Source organism: Colwellia sp. 1_MG-2023, from assembly GCF_030546755.1.
In the GTDB taxonomy this organism is placed as follows: domain Bacteria; phylum Pseudomonadota; class Gammaproteobacteria; order Enterobacterales; family Alteromonadaceae; genus Thalassotalea_H.
The window spans coordinates 122,073-141,256 of sequence record NZ_JAUOPE010000002.1; the positions used below are offsets into that span (position 1 = coordinate 122,073).

Below are 19,184 nucleotides of genomic sequence, written 5' to 3' on the forward strand. Positions count from 1 at the left end.
CCTTCATTTTAATGTCACGATCACTTCAGACTTTGCATTTGGTTTCACCATATTCAGTAACTTTTCTGCTTTACTTTCTATGGCACTATGCTCTGCCAAACTATTTTGCTCTAACAATAAGTTTCGCCATTCAATATCCAGCTCATCTCGTTGTGCTAATAATGTTTCTAATTGACTAGTACTTTGTCGATTTAAATGGGTGAAATAAATCACCGAAAATGCCGACATCACTACCATTGCTAATAAAATATAAACAACCATGTGTTGTTTAATATCGCGCCACAATTCAAAAGCCAACACGACTTTTGTACTGGTTTTCATTACTCAGCCAATCTCTGCGCCACTCGCATCACTGAACTACGCGAGCGGACATTTTCTTCTACTTCGGTTTTACTCGGTTTATGTTTTCTACCGACTAACATTAACTTTTTGCCTTTATTTAATTCAGCTTCACTGATCGGCATACCGCGTGGTACTTTTTTTCCTTGTGAATGCTTTTTCATAAATTGTTTAACAAGACGATCTTCCAGTGAATGAAAGCTGATCACGACTAAACGACCCTCTTCTTTTAAAACATTTAACGAGGCATTTAATGCCTTTTCTATTTGCTCAAGTTCGCTATTGATATACATGCGAATTGCTTGAAAGCTTCTTGTAGCGGGATGTTTTTTGATTTCACGTTGCGGAGCAATTTTTTTAATTAATGCCGCAAGTTCACCGGTGCGTGTTAACGGGTTTTCTTCGCGCGAATCAACAATACCGTTAGCAATACGCCACGCATGTTTTTCTTCACCAAAGGTACGTAAAACCCATGTAATATCTTCCACATCAGCTGTAGCTAGCCATTCTGCTGCGGTTTGGCCACGTGTCGTGTCCATACGCATATCAAGTGGGCCATCTTTCATAAAACTAAAACCGCGTTCGGCTTCATCGAGTTGCGGAGAGGAAACACCTAAGTCGAGCAGAATGCCGTCTACTTGACTTAACAACTGGTGTTTTTCCGCTATTTGCTGAAGATCAGCAAAGCCATGATGTTCGATACTAAAACGGGAGTCATCAGCAAATTTCTTCGCTGCTGAGATTGCAGTAGGATCTCGGTCGATGGCTATTAGTCGCCCTTGGTCAGAGAGCTTAGAAAGAATAAGTCCCGAGTGGCCGCCGCGACCAAACGTACAGTCGATATAGATACCGTCTGGTTTAAGCGCGAGTCCTGTAATTGCTTCGTCAAGCAACACAGAAATATGAGACTTATCTGTATGCATTTTTGTAAACGCCGTTATTTAGTTATGCTATTTATAAAGACAGATCAAGTAATCGTTCTGTAAGTTCAATTTCACCTGATTGTATCTTAGCAATGCCTTGCTGCATTTGACCTTGCCAAGCTTGTTCGCTCCAAATTTCAAACTTTTTCAACTGCCCAACTAACATAATGTTTTTATCTAAGCCGGCATGTTGACGCAACGGACCATTAATTAATAAACGACCACTTTTATCAATTTCACAATCTGAAGCATTACCAAGTAAAACTTGTTGCAACAATCTTTCTTGTGGATTCATACTAGATAACCCACAAAGTTTTAATTCAATTTCTTCCCATTCAGGAAGCGGATAAAGCAATAAACAAGGGTGTTGAATATCAACAGTGCACACCATTTTTCCTTCGCAATCAGCAAATAGCTCTTCGCGATACCGAGTTGGTATCGTGATTCTATTTTTGCTATCAAGCGTAATTGAACTGGTGCCTCTAAACATAACCCTATTTTTATTTTTTTGAATGGGTCGTAGAATCTTAAGATCCACAATTTCCCACTTTTCTCCACATTTATACAGTTTAGTGAGAAATGCAAAGTTATGTCAAGCAAAGAATTGTTATTTCGATCGCGACGATCACTAATAAAATTAAGGGATTTAGCGAAGATGATGAATTTGTGGGGTTTTGTGGATCTCTATCCCCAAAAATGATGAAAAAATTAATTTTTTGAGCATTTTTTGTTATTTATGTGCGGGTTTTGACATCAGAAGTGGCGGCTAAAAAAGTTGCTTAAATCAAAGTGGATGAATTTTACTTTAAAACAAGACGTTAAACACGCGTTTCTTCAATATGAAATGATATAGATGACTTAAATAATTGATTAAGCATCTGGTGCGACTATTTTCATATTGACGTTTTGAAAGTGATGATACTTTTATTGTGTAAACAATTCACCGTCTATATCTTGCAAAAGCTTTTATCGGCAAGTAACTTATTCACCACCTTACCAATTTTAAAAAAGCACCTTTATATGAGTAAATTTAACCGTCGCAACTTTATTAAATCAGTCGCTGCCGTCACCGCCGCGACGATCTCCGCTAGTCAAGCAAGTGCTGATACCTTTACTCAAGTTCCTAAAAAATCACCCATTTCAAAAAATAAAACAGTTATGGGGTTAACGTCAGCAAAAATGCCAGTGGTAAGAATAGGCTTTATTGGCGTTGGTGAGCGTGGCTATGGTCATGTTAAACATTGTTGCCATATTGAAGGGGTTGAAATTAAAGCGATTTGCGATATTCATCAAGACGTTTTAGATAAATCCAATCAATATGTAGTAGCACAAGGACTGGCAGCGCCAGATCAATATACCGGCTCTGACCTGTCGTATAAAGACATGCTCAACAGACAAGATATTGATATTGTGATTATTTCAACCCCTTGGCGTTGGCACACTCCCATGTCTGTCGACACCATGGAAAGTGGTAAGCACGCTTTTGTAGAAGTTCCTGCAGCAACCACCGTTGAAGAATGTTGGCAATTAGTAGACACCGCAGAGCGAACGCAAAAAAACTGTATGATGATGGAGAATGTTTGTTACGGGCGCGATGAATTAATGGTGTTAAATATGGCACGCCATGGTTTATTTGGCGAACTGTTGCACGGTGAGGCCGCTTATATTCATGAGCTACGTTGGCAAATGAAAGAGACTGACAGAAAAACAGGCTCTTGGCGTACTTATTGGCATACCAAAACCCAAGGAAACTTGTATCCAACGCATGGTTTAGGGCCGGTTTCACAATATATGAATATTAATAGAGGCGATCGTTTTGATTATTTAACCTCTACGAGTTCGCCTGCTTTGGGTAGAAAAGCCTACGCTCAACGTGAATTTTCTGCTGAGCATGAACGCAACCAGTTAAATTACATTAACGGTGATATGAATACCACAGTGATCAAAACCAAACTCGGTCGCAGCATTATGGTTCAACACGATACAACAACGCCAAGACCATATTCTCGTCATAACTATATTCAAGGAACCAATGGCGCTTTTGCCGGCTTTCCAAATAGAATTGCGATAGAAACTCCCCCACAAAAAATAGCAGCGCAATATGAAAACGACTACCAAATAGCACTTAAACACTGGCTGGATTCAGGACAAATCGGTCGCAAGCCTTCAGCGCCAAGTTTTCATCACTGGGATCATCAATTAGCAAAATGGCAAGCCGAGTTTGATCACCCACTATGGTTAAAAATGGGGGAAGCTGCTACACAAAATGGCGGTCATGGTGGTATGGACTTTTTAATGTTATGGCGAATGATTTATTGCTTACGCCACGGTGAAGCTCTTGACCAAGACGTTTATGATGCTGCAGCTTGGTCGGTAATCGCACCTTTAAGTGCTGACTCGGTTACCGACAGAAGTAACAGTAAAGATATTCCTGATTTCACGCGCGGCATTTGGCAAACCGCAAAACCACTTGGCATAATAGGTTAAGCGATTGATGAAAAATTTATCCGAAACCAGCTTAGTGATACTCGCGGCAGGAAGAGGTTCTCGTTTTGGTGGCGCTAAACAGTTCCACGCTTTTGGTCAGCTAAATAAAACTTTAATGTCTTATAACATTTGTCATGCCATAGACAAGGGTTGTCAACATATCGTTTTTATTACTCAAGCCAAGCATAAAGAAGAATTAATAGAAAAAGTGATTAATCACTTACCTAAAAAAGTGCGATATAACATTGTTTTTCAAGAAAACGATGATTTACCTAGTGAATGTAAGATTCCCCGGACAAGAAAAAAACCACTCGGTACCGCTCATGCGCTATGGTGTGCAAGACAAGTAATTCCTGGTAATTTTTGCGTAATTAACGCTGATGATTATTATGGCAAACAAGCTTTTGAGTTGGTGACGACCATCAACCATGAATCATCGGCAATGGTTGCCTATCAACTGAAAAAAACCTTGTCTGATTTTGGTGGTGTCAATAGAGGTATTTGTCAGCTCTCAAATGACAATGAATTATTCGCGTTAACTGAGTGTGAAAATATTCACCAAGATGGCAGCGCAATTTATGGTGAAACCCTTCTTAACCCGAAACTATCGTTAACTGACAACACCTTAGTGTCGATGAACTTCTGGTATTTTGACCAACAAATATTTCCGATATTGCGTCAACTTTTGCTCAATACTTTTGCTGCCAAACAATGTGATCAAGCACAATCCGACGAAAAAGAGTGTTATTTACCCGACGTTATTGCTTTGTTAACTACTGAAAGCGCAAAGCCAACCAAGGTTTTAACTTCACAGGATGAGTGGTTTGGCGTAACATATGCGGCCGATTCAGAGAATGTGAATAACAAACTTTCTGAGTTAACGAATAAAGGCTGGTTTAAGTCTTTAACTGAAAACAAAAATTAACAAGAATAAAAGCTAATCATTGGACATCTTCCTTTCATGAACAACCTTGTAGAAAATAATGCTTTAAGTGAAGTTTTACCTTTTTATCATTGCTCGATAAAAAATAGTAAAGTTTCCGCACTGGGCAATGGTCTAATTAACCAAACCTATTTAGTGAAAAGCATTGAGCAAAGCTTTGTTCTACAACAAATTAATCACCATGTTTTTAAAGAGCCTACGCAGGTGATAAACAACGCAGAGTTAATCAACAAACATTTACAAGCGAAAAAAGAAAACGGACAGTATTCTTTAGAGCCCATGTGGCAATTAACGGCAAAACACAATTCTCCTGCGGTAATCGTCAATGATAGTTATTGGCGAGCGATTCAATTTATTCCCAATTGCTATACGGTTGAAGCGGTTGCCACTACTGAGCAAGCGCATCAAGTGGCGGCTGCATTTGGTCAATTTACTTCAGCATTAAGTGATTTTCCAGCCAATCAATTAGCTGAAATCATTCCCGATTTTCATCACCTTGATTCACGCATAGCGCAATTAAAAACTGTTGTAGCTAAAGATCCAATGAACCGATTAAGCGGTTGTCAAAACTTGGTCAATTTTTGCTTTGAACAAGTCAATTTTATTAAAAAAGTCGCAGAGTTAGTCGCAGTGTTGCCTGTGCAAGTAACTCATAATGATACTAAAATTAATAACTTATTGTTTAATAGTGAATCGAAGAAACCAATTGCGGTAATAGATTTAGATACTTGTATGCCAGGTTTTATCATGCATGATTTTGGCGATATGGTTCGAACCTGTTGTTCTACATTACCAGAAGACGGTGTCGCACTAGAAGATATGCAAATAAGAATGGATATTTTTGAAGCCTTAGCTGAGTCTTACATTAATAGTTTTGCTGGCAATATCACTCAATTAGAACGAGAAAGCTTAATCATTGGCGCACAGTTATTGCCCTTTATGATTGGTATTCGTTTTCTCACAGACTATATTGATGGCGACCATTATTTTCACACTCAACATGCCACACATAATATTGAACGAGCCAAGAATCAATTACACTTTTTCCATCTACTTCATCATTCTGAAGATGAATTAACCCGTATTATTACTCGTTAATAGGAATAATATCTCTTTTACAGCAGGTAATTATCCCTAAGCCAATCATTTAATTACTTAAGCACATGAATAACACTGTACTTACACTCATAGTTTATTCATGTATTTAAGTATTGTTTCTTATCAATTATTTACAAAAAAATTATAATTTAGTGCTAATCTTGTAAAGTAATAATAAGATATTGTTTACAAAAATTTGTGGTGGATAATAGATTCAGTGCTATGCACATAATTCCACTATACATTTCAGCTGAATAATGCAATTCATTCACTATCAATCAACCTTTTTCGAGGATGTAATATGAAGTTAAGTTTAAAAGTTGGTGCATTAATAGGACTCATTCTGGCGTCATTTCTCATGTTAATGATTGTTGGTTTAACCACATTAAGAATAGCCAGTAGTGATGATAATCAGGCAAGAGTTGAACAACTATTCAAATCCACTTTTAATGTTATTTCTGAAATCGAAAAATATGTCATCAATGGCAAAATGACTCAAGCACAAGCAAAAGAGCTTGCCACTCAAGTACTTCGCGAAAATAAATATAATAAAACTGAATACGTTTATGTCGCTGATGAAAACATGAACTTTATTGCCACACCTTTAGATCCTCAATTGCATGGCACGAGTTTTAATGATTTTAAAGACAGCAAAGGTAACAGCGTTGGTAAAATTCTGCAAAATGCGGTGCGCAATAATCCTAATGGTATTGCCCAGTATGAGTGGAGCCAAAAACAAGCCGATGGTTCTATAGAAGAAAAACTGTCAATTGCACAAAAAACACCGATTTGGGGTTGGTACGTTGGTACCGGAATTGGCTTTACTGAAGTAGAAGCTCGTTTTTGGGCTAGCGCAAAATGGCAAGTCTTGATTTGTTTAATATTGACGGGTGTTTTAGGCGTATTACTTTATTGGTCAACTCGTAAATTATTAGATGATTTAGGAGGCGAGCCCAAACAAGTATTACGTTTAGTACAAAAAGTAGCAGCAGGTGATTTGACCGGCTCAACGACATCGGAAAACTGCACCGCAAGACCCGATTCAATTTTTGGCTCTATGATCCAATTAAGAGAATCGATGGCAGGAATTTTAGGTAGCATTGATAGTTCTGTTCACAAGTTAAGAAATGAAACCCAAGATGCCAATAACCGCTCCACTGAGATTGACCGTACCTTTGAAGAACAGCGTTCAGAAATTGACATGGTTGCCACAGCAATGACACAAATGTCTGCGTCGTCACAAACCGTGTCTGACAACGCCAGTGCTGCGGCGCAATCAACGGCCGAAGCAGATCAGCAAGGTATAAGAGCACATGAAATTGTCGACTCTGCAGTAGAGTCGATTGAAAGTTTAGCCACTCAAATTGACGAAGCGAGTGTTGTCATTACCGAATTAGGCAATGATGTTTCAAATATCGTTTCGGTATTAGATGTTATTCGTGCTATTGCTGAACAAACTAATTTATTAGCACTGAATGCTGCTATAGAAGCCGCTCGCGCGGGCGAACAAGGTCGTGGCTTTGCGGTAGTAGCAGATGAAGTTAGGAATTTAGCGAAAAGAACACAAGATAGTACCACTGAAATTCAAAATATGATCGAACGACTTGAATCAGGCTCGCATCGTGGCGTTGAAACCATGAATATGAGTAAAACTTCAAGCATTAATACCGTGAGTCAAACCCAAGAAGCAGCTGAAGCGTTAAATCAAATTGCCCAATCGTTAAGCGCAATTACTGATATGAATAGTCATATAGCAACAGCGGCAGATGAGCAAAATAAAGTGGGTGATGACATTTCTCGCCGTATTAATATGATTGCCGAAAGTTCGCATGAAGCGGTGGAGTTAGCTCATGCAGGAAAAAATGCTACCCAAGTGTTAACCACGTTAACCGACGAGCTTGAAACATTAATGAAGCATTTTAAAACCTCATAACTTGATTTGACTTTGCATAACCATGATAGCCCTGTTATGCCCACACATCACAAAAAATAAGGCTTATATAAATATATAAGCCTTATTTTTATCCGTTAATACCCTGGCTTTTCGCCGCAACAAAACCATGCATACGTATGCATGAATACGTATTCATCACCATAAATTGCTCAATTTTCGTTTAATGAAGTCACGCTTGAATACCTTGTGATTTATTCGCTTTGCGTTAATCCATCTTTGGTATTCATTACTTCCACTATTATAAAAATATATAAAGGATTGCGATAATGAGAATAAAAATAGCATTACTCACATTTTGTGTAGCGTGTTTGCTGAACTGGCAAGTTCAAGCGGGCGTTATTACTAATGGGGACTTTCAAACTTGTAATTTTGACCACTGGCAAAAAGATACCGATGGCTGGGGTGATCCCGGCGCAACGGGTGATTTTTCCATCATAAATAATGCCGGTGAATGTCAGGCTGAAATTAATATAGATTTTTTAAATGGCGCAACAGTATTTGATGCCAATACATTGTTCACGGCACTTGATTTAACCACCAGTGGTGACGAATTTCGTTTAAGTTTTGATTGGAGTTTTACAAGTTTTGATTTAAATGATGACTTTTCAGACTTCTTTTTTGTTAGCTTAAATGATGGCAATGGTAATTTATTTGGCGCTGATGGCAATCTTGGCTTTTTAATCTCGCCAAACGGCGCAACTGGGGCGGGTACCTTTTCAGAAACTTTAGCGCCAAGTTTTAGTAATCAAAACAATTGGTTTTTAGATTTCACTGTTCAAGCGGGTTTTAACCCTGAATCTTTTAGCTCTGCCTTGACTATCGATAACGTCACTCTTACGAAAGTAACAACAGAAGTACCTGAGCCAAGTACTTTAACTATTTTACTTTTTGCCTTAATCGCACTTAGCCTTAAAAACTCTCATTTCGCGAAAAAAGGAGCATAGTAATGAAGTTATTATCGCATTTACTCCTATGGTTGATGCTCTTTACATCAACACTAGTGCAAGCCGATTGGCAAGAAACCACCGAGACCGCATTTAATTATTCTTCCCGCCCTGTATATGATCGTGTCAATCGTCAATATACCTCTGTAGTCACTATCACAAATCAAAGTGATACCAGCATTTCAGGACCGATGCGTGTACTACTATTAGCGACCAGCCATGAAGTGTTTAATATTGATGGGGAAACGGCAGGCATTCCTTATGTGAATTTAGCTATTGATGAACTTGCCGCTGGCGACAGCCACAATTTCACCTTAAAACTTGAGTTAAAGCGCGACTTGGTTTCTCTCGACCTTCGTGCTGAAGTAGATGTCGAAACACTGGGAACCGGGCTTGATTTAGCCAGTGATCAAATTGCGATTTTCTATAATCGTAGCGATGGTAATTACGATGGATGGGGATTACACCTGTGGAATGGTGAAGGTTGTGGAAACTATGCAGCTCCAACAACCGACAGCACGAACTTTGCCAATTGGGGAGCTCCTTACCCCGTTGATGGTGTGCATCCTGATTTTGGTGGTTATTATATTTTAACGGTTGAGCCAGGCGCACAATGCTATAACTTTATAATTCATAAAGGCAATGATAAAGCACTCGGCAATAATAATAGCCGCTTTGAGCCTAATAACGGACAAGAAGGTTTTACCTTTAACGGTTATCCCGATATTTGGTATAGCCCTGTGACTTCACGCCCTATTTTCCTTGATGGTGCAAGAGCACATTGGTTAGATACTAGCGCCTTATTATGGTCTACCGATGCCACTAATGCCGATAGTTACCGTTTGTATCATGCTGCTCAAGCGAGCGTTACTGAGTTAAATCAACAAACACTCTCGGCACTCCCGTTTGTAGCAATAAACCCAGCAACAGTGAATGAAAGCTACTTTAGCGAAAACCCACACCTTTCGAGCTTTCAAGGATTTTCAATTGACCTTGCTGAGCAAGAAGCAAAACAATTCATTAAAGAGCAACTGTTAGTAGTCGCCTTAGATACTGAAGGCAATTTGCTCGATGCTACTCGTGTTCAAACACCGCGATTATTGGATTATTTATATACCCGAAAGAGCAATGATGCCGACGAAGCAATGCTTGGTTTACAGTATCAAGGTGAACAAGTCACAGCATCAGTTTGGGCGCCTACCGCGTCAAACGTAAAAATAAACATTTACAATACCGCCAAACAATTGGTTGCTTCTCATGAGATGAGCTCAAATTCGACAACAGGCATTTGGTCATATACTGCCAATAGAGCCGAAGTGGATCGTTTATTTTATCGTTATGAGTTAACAGTTTATCATCCATTAACCGGACAAATAGAAACCCTTACGAGTACTGACCCTTATTCGGTTGGTCTGTCAACTAATGGTGCCTATACTCAGTTTGTCAATTTAGCCGATAATGATTTAAAACCTGCAGGTTGGGATACGCATCTGGTACCAACAGTTGAAGACCCTGAAGACAGCATCATTTACGAAAGTCACATTCGCGACTTTAGTATTCTTGATCAAAGTACCAGTGCAGCAAACCGTGGTAAATATTTAGCGTTTACCGAGCTAAATTCTGCGCCAATGCAGCACCTTCAATCATTGCAAAATGCCGGTTTAACCCATTTCCATGTATTACCGGCAAATGATATTGCCTCTATTGAAGAAGCGTCGAGTCAACGTGTCGATGTTACCGATACGGTTGCTCAATTATGCCAACGTAATAGTCATGCGCCGGTTTGTGGTGTTGAAGATAACAATGCCGTGCTCCTCGACGTGTTAAACAGTTACGACCCAAGTAGTACACAAGCACAGGCTTTAGTTGAGTCGATGCGCGCTTTTGACGGATTTAACTGGGGTTATGATCCGCAACATTTTGCTGCACCAGAAGGCAGTTATGCATCAAATGCCGATGGTGTCGCTCGTATTATTGAAATGCGTGCTATGAACCAAGCATTGCATGAAATTGGTTTACGCGTGGTGTTAGATGTTGTTTATAACCATACCGCTTCTTCAGGTTTATATGATAAATCTGTGCTTGATAAAGTCGTGCCGGGTTATTACCAACGATTGAATGAATTTAGCGGCATGATAGAAAATTCAACTTGCTGCGAAAATACCGCGACAGAACATAAAATGATGGCAAAGTTAATGAGTGATTCATTGGTGAGTTTTGCTCAACATTTTGGCTATGATGGGTTCCGTTTTGATTTAATGGGTCATCTGCCTAAGCAAGCCGTTATAAATGCTCGACAAGCGGTAAGAGCCGTTGATGCTGACACCTATTTTTATGGTGAAGGCTGGAACTTTGGCGAAGTGGTTAACAATCGTCGATTTGAGCAAGCTTCACAATTAAATATGGCCGGTAGTGAAATTGGCACGTTTTCGGATAGACAACGCGATGCTGTGCGAAGTGCGGCGTTATTTAATAGCGGCGGCAGTTTAAACGACCAAGATACCATTCGTGTGGGGTTAGTTGGCAATGTGGGAAGTTATCACTTTACCGCAGCCAGCGGCGCGTATCTATCAATGTATGATTACCAATGGAATGGACAACCAGCCGGTTACAGTAGCGATCCGGCAGATACCGTTAACTATGTTTCAAAGCATGATAACGAAACGCTTTGGGATCAACTGCAATACAATTCACCTAGCGATTTAAGTTTGTCTGATAGAGTGCGTATTCAAAACATCTCTTTGTCGTTGCCGCTGTTAAGTCAAGGTATTCCTTTTTTACATATGGGATCTGACTTAATTCGTTCAAAATCTATGGATAGAAATACCTACGATGCGGGAGACTGGTTTAACCGAGTCGATTTTACTCAATTAGACAGTAACTGGAATATCGGTTTACCTTTAGCGCAAGATAATCAAAACAAATGGGCGACTATCAGTGGAATTAGTGCTAACCCAAACAGCGCGATTGCCTCACAAGATATCCAATTTAGCAGTGAAGTATTTAAAGAGTTTCTTAATATCAGAGCAACAAGCAAGCTATTTAGACTGAACAGCGCTGAAGATATTTCTGCACGGATAAAGTTTCATAATACTGGCAATGAGCAAACGCAAGGCTTAGTGGTAATGAGCTTAGATGATGGAATTGGCTTAACGGATATAGATGAAAATCATGATGCTATCGTTGTGTTATTTAACGGCAGTAATCAAGATCAATCCTTCTATATTGCCAAAGCAACTGACTTTACCTTGCATGCCAAGCAAGTAAATTCGATAGACAACACAGTGCAAACAGCTTCATTTAATCAAGGGACTTTTACCGTACCGGCATATACCACGGCTGTTTTTGTTAAGCCACAAGGGGCAACTCAAGGCTATGGTTTAACAGCACGTCCTCCATATAGTGAAAATACCCTTTATTTACGTGGCGGTATGAATGCTTGGGATACTTCCTCGGCCTTTACATACGTTGGCGATGACAAATACCAACTGGAAGTGAGCTTATTAGCCGGTAATTACGAGTTTAAAATTGCTGATGAGAACTTTTCAGTCGCCAATATTGGCGGTGGTTTTACTATGCCTATTGGTCAAACAGCCAACTTAACCAATGGCGGTAATAACCTATATTTAAACTTAATTGCTGACGGCAGCTATATTTTTGAATTAGATGCCAGTAACAGTGAAACCCCAAGCTTAATAATTACGCCAGATGATCCTAATGCTATTCCTCCACCTTTTGGTGAGTCGACGGTATATTTACGAGGTTTAATGGGCGACTGGGGAACTAACCGACCGTTAACGTATGCTGGAAATGGCATCTACCGAGGTAGCTATTTAGTTTCAGCTGGCGATCATGCATTAAAAGTAGCAGATGCCGACTGGGGAGGCACCGGAGGTCCTAATTTAGGTGGCAATATCAATACAAGTGTAGGGGCAACTTTTGAGTTAACACCAGGGACCAACGACAACATAGCCTTATCTTTAGTCGCTGAACAAGAATTAGTGTTTGTTTTAGATGCGAGCAATGTTAATTCACCCATGTTTACTATTAGAGCAATTGAGCCCTTTGCTGGTACAACATTTTATTTACGTGGCAGCATGAACGATTGGGGCATAAATACTCCTTTCGTTTACCAAGGCAATGGTTTGTATCAGGCTACTATTGATATAGAGAGCGCAGATCATGAATTTAAAATTGCTAATGAAGATTTCTCCATCGCTTATGGCGAAAATGAAACCTTGACTGCAGAGCAAGTATTAACATTAACAACCACAGGAGGAAACGTGATATTTTCTGGCCCATCTGCGACTACTGTCACATTTACTTTGGATGCTGATCAAGTGGGATACCCCAAAATTAGCTTCAGCCAATAATGTTACGTTAAATCTCTGCTACACTTATTACAGCTTTGTTTGACCACAAAGCTTAATAGAAACGAGTTATTCTAACGAGTTTACATAATTCGTTTATCAGGTTTACGTGCAGTATGCCATTTAAGCACGTGCAATAGTTAACTCGAATTTAAAAACAGGCCTTGCTCTCCCCGGCCTGTTTTTTTTGTCTTTTTTCCTTGATTCAGTTAAACAGCAAAGGTGCATATAACTATTTTTCAACACAAGTTGCTTGCCAAGTAACAACCGATATAATCTTAGCTATTATCAATACCGTCGCACGCCAATGAAAAATGATTAGCCATGAATAATCCACTTAACTTAACGACATTTTTTCCCTATCAATTAGCGAAATTACAAGCGATGATCAGTGACTCTATTGCTGAAATCTATATGGGAGAATTTAATTTATCGAAACAAGAATGGCGTGTCTTAGCTATATTAGCGAATGATAGTTCGCTCAATGCTAAAGAATTAGGGAAGAAAGCCGATCTTGAAAAAATGCCAACTAGCAGAGCTATTAAAAAATTAGCCGAAAATAAACTCTTAGAAAAAGTGAATAATATTCAAGATAAGCGGTCATCCTTACTCAAGCTCAGCAAAAAAGGTCAAACCCTGTTTAATCAACTAGCCCCTTTAGTAAAAACTCGAGAGCAAGAATTATTGTCGGTATTAAGCTTGCAAGAATTATCAACATTGAATAATGCTTTTAGCAAACTTGAAAAAGTCACCGAGTACATTTCAAAACAAGCGAAATAACCAATTTTTTAAACTTAAATACAGACAATAAATTAAACCAAAATAGATATAACCGACCAATAGCGCAATTAATAAAGCAGTAAGACTAGTTATTAATGAAGTAGATAAAACATCATTAAATTTATTTAATATCAAGGTTATAGGTAATGCGACGAAGAAACAAATTAATGGCGTGTAAGATAATAACTTAATCATGGTTTTATCAGGTTTTCTAAAAATATATATGGGATAACATATAGCGAGAGGCTAATAAATTAATAGCCATGCAGAAGCTAATATGTACACTTGGTGGAAATAGAAATATGGCAGGTAAACTAAAGATTAAAATTAAAAAAAGTGCTTTTTTCATATTGAAACCTACAATTTACAATAATGTGACTTGCGTATTCCCTTCCTACGCAATCGTTAACTTCATTCTATTTATATTTTCACTTAACGCGAAAATGTGAGTGACTGCGTTTACTTTAATACTTTCAAAATACTGCTCAGTAGTAATTCAGCATTCACGGGTTTAGCAATATGTAAATTCATCCCGGCAGCTAAGCTATTTTCGATGTCTTCTTGGCGAGCATGTGCGGTCATCGCGATAATAGGTAAATCTTTAAATTTTTCGTTCTCTCGTAAAATTTTGGTCGCAGTTAGGCCATCCATCACCGGCATCTGAATATCCATTAACACCACATCAAATGGTGACTCTTCAAGACTTTCTATCGCCAATTGACCATTTTCGACTACGGTAACATCGGCTTGCATACTCTTTAATAATTCTTTAGCAACTAATTGATTCACCAAATTATCTTCTACCAGTAAAATAGTTACCTTCGCTAAATTTTTCGGAACTACTTCAGTGAGTTTGTCGGTTGAACTGTCACCTTGAATCGGTTCACTTATTTGAACTTGTGCTTCGTTATTGGTATCAAAAATATTAAATAAGTCATATCTCGAAAGAGGAGATTCACAAACAATATAAGGTATTTGATAGCTATCCAAGAATTCAAACGCCAAACTATAATCACGATTTTGATCTGGCAAACATACCGCCAACATACATTTATTGTCAGCGTCATTATCGCCTGGTAGCTGATTTTCTTGTGTAGATGATTGATTAGGATGACAAAGCTGTTTAATCAATATTTGACATAACTGTTCATTCACTTCTTGAGCGTCAATAAATAATATATTCAATTTTAACGCTGGGTATTGTTCTATTTTTTCTGGCGACGTTAACGGATGATATTGATAACCATAATCTTTAATTAGGGCATTAAAACTCGGTGGCAAATCATATTTCACACTAAATATTTGTACGTTATTATTATATTCAGCATAAGGATTAACATTATTAATTTTCAGTGGTAGAACAAAATTAAACTCAGTGCCTACCCCTTCTTGGCTAATAATTTTGATTTCTCCACCAAGCAAATTGATAATACGCTGACAAATTGATAAACCAAGCCCTGAGCCACCATATTCTCGTGTCATAGATTCATCAGCTTGTTTAAAAGCTTCAAATAAATGACCTTGTTTATCTTTTGCAATTCCAATACCCGTGTCGATAATTCGAAAACGTACTAAAGTGTCAATGTCGCTCATGGCTAATACTGCTAAATGAATAGTAACACTGCCATTACGCGTAAATTTAATCGCGTTATTCAATAAGTTACTTAACACTTGCACTAAACGCATTTCATCGGTTACGGCAATAACAGGCACATTTGACTCAATATTGACGATAAGCTCTATACCTTTTTTATTAGCATTGCCAATATTTAAGTTAATTGCTTGACTGATTATTCGATCTAAACTGCATTCTTCTTTCATAATCGACATATTACCTGATTCAATTTTGGCTAAATCGAGTAACTCATCAATTAAATGCAGTAATGCTCCTGAAGCACTTTGTGCATTGACTAAATGTTTACGTTGTTGATTTGAAATAGGTGTTTTTTCAAGTAATGAATGCATGCCTTGAATCGCATTTATCGGCGTTCTAATTTCATGACTCATATTCGCCAAAAATTGACTCTTCGACTGGTTCGCTAATTCAGCTTGTTCTTTTGCCGTTGCTAACGCAGCATTGATTGCATATTGTTCCGTTACATCACGAATAATAACGATAGTGCCTAAAACATGTTGTTCTTGATCATAAAACTCAGAGGTAAATAACTCATAAGTATTATCAACCGTTTCAATAACTTGAAAAACACCTTGAGTATGGTTTGCTTTAGTTTCACTTCTACTTGCCGCTAATAAAGCCATGCCTAATTCATTGGGAATTAACTCCCCTGCTTGGCAACCTAATATGGCTTGTTCTTTTTTACCAATAAAAGTTTCAAACGCTAAATTACAACCGATTAATAAGCCGTCAGGATCATTAAATATTAAATAATCAGGTATCGCGTCCATTACTGAATGCAAAATGGCATAGTCATGTTGATGTTGTTTACTTTTTTCTAAAAGCGCTTGTGTTTTGTCATTTACTTTACTGTCTAATATATTGTTTTGTTCTTTAAGTTGTTGCATTAAACTTCTGTTTTGACTAAAGATATCTCCTACTAAATTAAACCAATGTAACCAACCACTTGGCGGTGTAATTTTGCCATGATCACCTTGCGCACTATAAGCAATATGACTGATAAATTGTTGCGTAGGTTTTATAAAAGTTTTACTTGTGACTATATAAACCACGGCTAACAACACTATCTGACCAAAAAACAGCAAGAAAAATAGCCCCATAAACCGTTCAAAAATAGGGTTGGTAAACTCTTGATAAGGTTGATATTTCAATAATAACCAACCATCAATTGCCAGTTCAGCTTTTTGAACAAGTAAAGCGTTAAATTGCGATGACGATGGTAAATTATGAATATTTTCCAGCGATAGATTTGCCAATGACTCAGGTAAAATATCTTGCCATGAAACTTGTTTTTTTAAAGGCTCGCCCTGCTTTGTGTGATTTAGTAAAACTTGACCTTTGTTATTAATAAGCACATACGTTTCATTTTCATTGATATTTAATAAAACTTTTTGATGAAGTCTTGATAAGTCGATATTGATAATAACAGCACCAATATATTTCTCCTGGAGAAATACCGGCCCCCCAACTGCGGTATATAAACTTTTACTTGAGGTACCAATATATGGAGCTGACCACAGCACTCCGTCAAAATCACTTTTGGTATTTTTCAATCGTTGAACGTGTTCGTTTTCAATCAAGTTATTAGAATATTGCCAATTATTTCTATTAACCCAAGGGTAAATACTGACAAATTGGTTTTCAGACACATAATAAAACCAGTTTGCCGTTTCATTGGCATTTTGTGCGGTCATAAATGCAGGAGTTAATGAATGAGCCATCGCTAATTCATTTGCTAACGACTTACTTAGAGAGTTTAAATCGCCAACCCCGGTAATGTTTACACTTGGCCGTTGACGATATTTAATAATATCGTGACGTGGTTTTTGTAAATAAAAATGCTCATTTTCTTGAGAAAAGCGCGGCAACTTTAATGGCACTTCTTCAGGAAAATTTAGGGTATGAGTAACATAGTTTTGAATGGCAGCTACAGAATTAGCGGCTTGATTAAATTGACGATTAATCAGGCTCGTATGGTTAATTAAGTTATGGTATTCACTTTTTTCTATGGCACGTAACTCACCATAGTATCGAAAACTTGCCAGCATAAATGCCACAAGCATTATCGCAACAAATACCCCAATAATAGAAAGTTTATAACGCGTTACAACTTGGTTTTTGCCCGCTAATGCCATTGATTAAGTATCTTTAGAAGTTAGTAAAAGAGAACTGATTTATTGGATGATATAACGAAAATTTTCAAAAATCATGCTTTGTACAATTAAGAAACAATTCGAATATTAGAAAAGGTATTGACGTTTTAAAATAACCACGCTAAATTGAAAGCGCTTCCAGAAATAACGCTTCAAATTTTGGAAGCGCTACCAGAAACTCATTATATAATAAAGTATCCCATGAAAATTACGTTACCTAAATCTTCACGTTTAACATCTAAAGAATTCACACTAGGCGTTGCAACCGCTTCATTCCAAATAGAAGGCGGGGCAGAACATCGATTACCTTGTATTTGGGATACTTTTTGTCGCACAGAAAACGCTATAGCAGACAAATCCAATGGGGAAACTGCCTGTGATCATTACCATCTTTGGCAAAAAGATATCGAAATGATCAGCTCTTTAGGAGTTGATGCCTATCGTTTGTCAATTGCTTGGGGGCGAGTAATGAATCAAGATGGTAGTCCAAACCAAGAAGGTATTGATTTCTATATAAAGATACTCGATGCCTTACAAGCAAAAAAGATCAAGGCGTTCGTGACCCTCTATCATTGGGACTTACCTCAATATTTAGAAGATGATGGCGGTTGGCTAAATAGAGCAACTGCCTTTAAATTTAAAGAATATGCCGAGTTAGTTATTCACGCCTTTGGCAATCGAGTTTATTCTTACGCTACGTTAAATGAACCATTTTGCAGTGCCTATTTAGGCTACGAAATTGGTATACATGCACCAGGAATAACAGGTAAAGAATACGGTAAAAAAGCAGCGCATCACCTATTACTCGCTCATGGTTTGGCCATGGAATCATTAGCAAGGCTCAGTCCAAACACCTTAAATGGTATCGTGTTAAATTTCACGCCTTGTTATTCAAACACAAACAATGAAGCTGATATTGCAGCGGCAAAGTATGCTGATGACTATTTTAATCAATGGTATATCCAGCCAATTATTGACGCTCAATACCCTGATATTCTGACAACTCTACCAACCACTGAACAACCAAATATTCATGCAGGTGATTTGCAGATAATCGCTCATCCCATTGACTTTATAGGCGTTAATTATTATACAAGAGCAGTATATCAGGCTGATAATAAAGAAATATTTACGCAAATCAGTTTAGATGATGTACCTTTAACAGATATGGGTTGGGAAATTTATCCGCAAGGTTTTACCGATTTATTAGTCGATCTTAATAATCGCTATGACTTACCGCCGATTTATATTACTGAAAACGGCGCAGCGATGCCTGATACTCTAATAAACAACACGATAAACGATGAAGATAGAGTTAATTATTATCACAGTCATTTAAATGCTGTACATCAAGCCATAGAACAAAATGTTGATATAAAAGGCTATTTCGCTTGGAGTTTGATGGACAATTTTGAATGGGCTGAAGGATATTTAAAACGATTCGGTATTGTTTATGTTGATTATCAAACCCAAAAAAGAACCATTAAAGCAAGTGGCTATGCTTATCGAGATTTTATTCAACAACGCCAATAAAGCTAATATCACTAAAAGAGCATC

The 19,184-nt window shown here is 38.0% G+C and carries 12 protein-coding genes; 8 read left to right on the forward strand and 4 right to left on the reverse strand.

Features of this window, described 5'->3' with window-relative positions; translation table 11 throughout:
* Positions 1-3: 3 nt before the first annotated feature.
* The 3 genes from ftsL to mraZ are packed head-to-tail and all read right to left on the reverse strand — an operon-like array spanning position 4 to position 1,752.
* A complete protein-coding gene (gene ftsL / locus Q4493_RS02740; RefSeq protein ID WP_303449230.1) occupies positions 4-321 on the reverse strand; it encodes a cell division protein FtsL in 318 nt (105 codons plus the stop codon).
* Positions 321-1,262, reverse strand: coding sequence for a 16S rRNA (cytosine(1402)-N(4))-methyltransferase RsmH (gene rsmH / locus Q4493_RS02745; protein WP_303449232.1), 942 nt, complete (start codon positions 1,260-1,262; stop codon positions 321-323). The genes ftsL and rsmH overlap by 1 nt, the downstream gene beginning before the upstream one ends.
* A 31-nt stretch (positions 1,263-1,293) precedes the next feature.
* A complete protein-coding gene (gene mraZ / locus Q4493_RS02750) occupies positions 1,294-1,752 on the reverse strand; it encodes a division/cell wall cluster transcriptional repressor MraZ (protein WP_303449566.1) in 459 nt (152 codons plus the stop codon).
* A 530-nt stretch (positions 1,753-2,282) separates the two neighbouring features.
* Between mraZ and Q4493_RS02755 the strand changes: the two genes are divergently transcribed.
* The 7 genes from Q4493_RS02755 to Q4493_RS02785 all read left to right on the forward strand — a co-directional run bounded on the left by Q4493_RS02755 (position 2,283) and on the right by Q4493_RS02785 (position 13,838).
* A complete protein-coding gene (locus Q4493_RS02755) occupies positions 2,283-3,749 on the forward strand; it encodes a Gfo/Idh/MocA family oxidoreductase (protein ID WP_303449234.1) in 1,467 nt (488 codons plus the stop codon).
* A 7-nt stretch (positions 3,750-3,756) separates the two neighbouring features.
* Positions 3,757-4,674: a sugar phosphate nucleotidyltransferase gene (locus tag Q4493_RS02760; protein ID WP_303449235.1), complete on the forward strand. Its 918-nt coding sequence runs from the start codon at positions 3,757-3,759 to the stop codon at positions 4,672-4,674.
* A gap of 36 nt (positions 4,675-4,710) precedes the next feature.
* Entirely contained in the window at positions 4,711-5,790 is a 1,080-nt protein-coding gene (locus Q4493_RS02765; RefSeq protein ID WP_303449237.1) for a phosphotransferase enzyme family protein, read from the forward strand.
* A gap of 301 nt (positions 5,791-6,091) precedes the next feature.
* Positions 6,092-7,723: a methyl-accepting chemotaxis protein gene (locus Q4493_RS02770; protein WP_303449238.1), complete on the forward strand. Its 1,632-nt coding sequence runs from the start codon at positions 6,092-6,094 to the stop codon at positions 7,721-7,723.
* Positions 7,724-8,010: 287 nt separating this feature from the next.
* Positions 8,011-8,688: a hypothetical protein gene (locus Q4493_RS02775; RefSeq protein ID WP_303449240.1), complete on the forward strand. Its 678-nt coding sequence runs from the start codon at positions 8,011-8,013 to the stop codon at positions 8,686-8,688.
* A 2-nt stretch (positions 8,689-8,690) separates the two neighbouring features.
* A complete protein-coding gene (pulA, locus tag Q4493_RS02780; RefSeq protein ID WP_303449241.1) occupies positions 8,691-13,061 on the forward strand; it encodes a pullulanase-type alpha-1,6-glucosidase in 4,371 nt (1,456 codons plus the stop codon).
* A 321-nt stretch (positions 13,062-13,382) separates the two neighbouring features.
* Positions 13,383-13,838 (forward strand): MarR family winged helix-turn-helix transcriptional regulator, encoded by a 456-nt coding sequence (locus Q4493_RS02785; protein ID WP_303449242.1) that lies wholly within the window; start codon positions 13,383-13,385, stop codon positions 13,836-13,838.
* A gap of 459 nt (positions 13,839-14,297) precedes the next feature.
* On the opposite strand, the gene Q4493_RS02790 is transcribed toward Q4493_RS02785, so the two are convergent.
* Positions 14,298-17,609: an ATP-binding protein gene (locus Q4493_RS02790; RefSeq protein ID WP_303449244.1), complete on the reverse strand. Its 3,312-nt coding sequence runs from the start codon at positions 17,607-17,609 to the stop codon at positions 14,298-14,300.
* 219 nt (positions 17,610-17,828) lie between these two features.
* Between Q4493_RS02790 and Q4493_RS02795 the strand changes: the two genes are divergently transcribed.
* Entirely contained in the window at positions 17,829-19,160 is a 1,332-nt protein-coding gene (locus Q4493_RS02795; protein ID WP_303449245.1) for a GH1 family beta-glucosidase, read from the forward strand.
* Positions 19,161-19,184: the final 24 nt, after the last annotated feature.

Bases quoted from the DNA above. Each gene is read 5' to 3' on its own strand.
- ftsL (WP_303449230.1), bottom strand. From the start codon at position 321: ATGAAAACCAGTACAAAAGTCGTGTTGGCTTTTGAATTGTGGCGCGAT.
- rsmH (WP_303449232.1), bottom strand. From the start codon at position 1,262: ATGCATACAGATAAGTCTCATATTTCTGTGTTGCTTGACGAAGCAATT.
- mraZ (WP_303449566.1), bottom strand. From the start codon at position 1,752: ATGTTTAGAGGCACCAGTTCAATTACGCTTGATAGCAAAAATAGAATC.
- Q4493_RS02755 (WP_303449234.1), top strand. From the start codon at position 2,283: ATGAGTAAATTTAACCGTCGCAACTTTATTAAATCAGTCGCTGCCGTC.
- Q4493_RS02760 (WP_303449235.1), top strand. From the start codon at position 3,757: ATGAAAAATTTATCCGAAACCAGCTTAGTGATACTCGCGGCAGGAAGA.
- Q4493_RS02765 (WP_303449237.1), top strand. From the start codon at position 4,711: ATGAACAACCTTGTAGAAAATAATGCTTTAAGTGAAGTTTTACCTTTT.
- Q4493_RS02770 (WP_303449238.1), top strand. From the start codon at position 6,092: ATGAAGTTAAGTTTAAAAGTTGGTGCATTAATAGGACTCATTCTGGCG.
- Q4493_RS02775 (WP_303449240.1), top strand. From the start codon at position 8,011: ATGAGAATAAAAATAGCATTACTCACATTTTGTGTAGCGTGTTTGCTG.
- pulA (WP_303449241.1), top strand. From the start codon at position 8,691: ATGAAGTTATTATCGCATTTACTCCTATGGTTGATGCTCTTTACATCA.
- Q4493_RS02785 (WP_303449242.1), top strand. From the start codon at position 13,383: ATGAATAATCCACTTAACTTAACGACATTTTTTCCCTATCAATTAGCG.
- Q4493_RS02790 (WP_303449244.1), bottom strand. From the start codon at position 17,609: ATGGCATTAGCGGGCAAAAACCAAGTTGTAACGCGTTATAAACTTTCT.
- Q4493_RS02795 (WP_303449245.1), top strand. From the start codon at position 17,829: ATGAAAATTACGTTACCTAAATCTTCACGTTTAACATCTAAAGAATTC.